The 2,000-nt window shown below is 68.2% G+C and carries 1 protein-coding gene; it reads left to right on the plus strand.

Annotated elements, in window-relative coordinates; genetic code table 11:
• Window positions 1-2,000: type I polyketide synthase (locus tag AQJ66_RS36495; protein ID WP_159052714.1), on the plus strand; the 2,000-nt coding region annotated here is incomplete at both ends.

The raw sequence follows: 2,000 nt of genomic DNA on the forward strand, positions 1-2,000 counted from the left end.
TGCTGACCGGTACCAGTGGGAGTGTCACGTCGGGCCGGTTGGCGTACTTCCTCGGTCTGGAGGGGCCGGCGGTGACGGTGGACACGGCGTGTTCGTCGTCGTTGGTGGCGTTGCATCAGGCCGCTCAGGCGGTGCGGAACGGCGAATGCGCTCTGGCATTGGCCGGCGGTGTGACGGTGATGTCCTCACCTGGGGTGCTGGTGGAGTTCTCGCGGCAGCGCGGGTTGTCGGCGGATGGGCGGTGCAAGGCGTTCGCGGCGTCGGCCGACGGTACTGGTTGGGGTGAGGGTGCGGGGCTGGTGGTGCTGGAGCGTCTGTCGGCTGCGCGGGCGCGTGGGCATCGGGTGCTGGCGGTGGTGCGGGGTTCGGCGGTGAACCAGGACGGCGCTTCGAATGGGCTGACTGCGCCGAACGGTCCGTCGCAGCAGCGGGTGATCCGTGCGGCGTTGGCGGCTGCCGGACTCACTGCTGCGGATGTCGACGTGGTCGAGGCGCACGGCACGGGTACTCAGCTCGGTGATCCGATCGAGGCGCAGGCGTTGCTGGCCACCTATGGGGCCGAACACTCCCAGGAGCAGCCGTTGTGGCTGGGTTCGTTGAAGTCGAATGTGGGTCACACCATGGCGGCGGCGGGGGTCGGTGGTGTGATCAAGATGGTGCAGGCGCTGCGTCGTGGGGTGCTGCCTGCCACGTTGCATGTGGATGAGCCGACGCCGCATGTGGACTGGGATGCCGGGGGGGTGCGGTTGCTCACCGACTCGCGTGAGTGGCCTTCGACGGGGCGGCCGCGTCGTGCTGGTGTGTCGTCGTTCGGTATCAGCGGCACCAACGCGCATGTGATCTTGGAGCAGGCGCCGTCGGTGGAGCAGGAGGCACCGGTTGAGGCGGGGGGGCCGGTGGGGTGGGTGGTGTCGGCGCGGTCGGAGGAGGCGTTGCGGGCGTATGCGGCGCAGCTCGCCGCGGCCGTTGACGGTTCCGGGGTGTCGGTGGGGGATGTGGCGGCGACGCTGGCCGGGCGTGCGGTGTTCGAGCATCGTGGTGTGGTGGTCGGTGCCTCGCGTGAGGAGTTGGTGGCGGGTCTGCGGTCGCTGGCGGAGGGCGTTCCTGCTGAGAACGTGGTGGCGGGGACGGCTGGGGCCGGCAGGACGGCGTTGGTGTTTCCGGGTCAGGGGTCGCAGTGGGATGGGATGGCTCGGGAGTTGTACGCGGCTGCTCCGGTGTTCCGCGCCCGTCTGGATGAATGTGCGCATGCTCTGTCCGCCTTTGTGGAGTGGGACCTGTTGGAGGTCTTGCTGACCGATGAGGGTGCGTCGCTGTTGGCGCGGGTGGATGTGGTGCAGCCGGCGTTGTTCGCGGTGATGGTGTCGTTGGCGGCGTTGTGGCGTTCGCACGGGGTGCGGGTGGATGCGGTGCTGGGGCATTCGCAGGGAGAGATCGCGGCGGCGTGTGTGGCGGGGGCGTTGTCGCTGGAGGACGCGGCGCGTGTGGTGGCGTTGCGCAGTCAGGCGATTCGGGCGCTGGCCGGGCGGGGTGGCATGGTTTCCGTGGCGTTGCCGGTCGAGCGGGTGCGGCCTCGTTTGACGCTGTGGGACGGTGACATCGGGATCGCTGCGATCAATGGTCCCAGTTCTACTGTGGTGTCGGGCAGTGCGTGGGCTCTGGATGAGTTGCAGGCGGTGTTCGAGGCCGATGGTGTGCGCACCTGGCGCATCCCGGTCGATTACGCGTCACACTCCTGGCACGTCGATGAGATCCGTGATCAGGTGCTGGAGCTGCTGGCGCCGATCAAACCGCAAGCCGGCGACCTGCGCTTTTACTCCACCGTCACCGGGCAGCAGATCGACACCGCTGAACTCGGCGCGGATTACTGGTTCCGTAATCTCCGTGGGACCGTCGAGTTCGAGGCCGTCGTCCGGTCGTTGCTGGCGGACGGTTTTGACACGTTCATCGAGTGCAGTCCGCACCCGGTTCTGGCCGCCGGTGTGCAGGAGACCATCGAC

It is taken from the genome of Streptomyces bungoensis, assembly GCF_001514215.1.
Taxonomy (GTDB): Bacteria; Actinomycetota; Actinomycetes; order Streptomycetales; family Streptomycetaceae; genus Streptomyces; species Streptomyces bungoensis.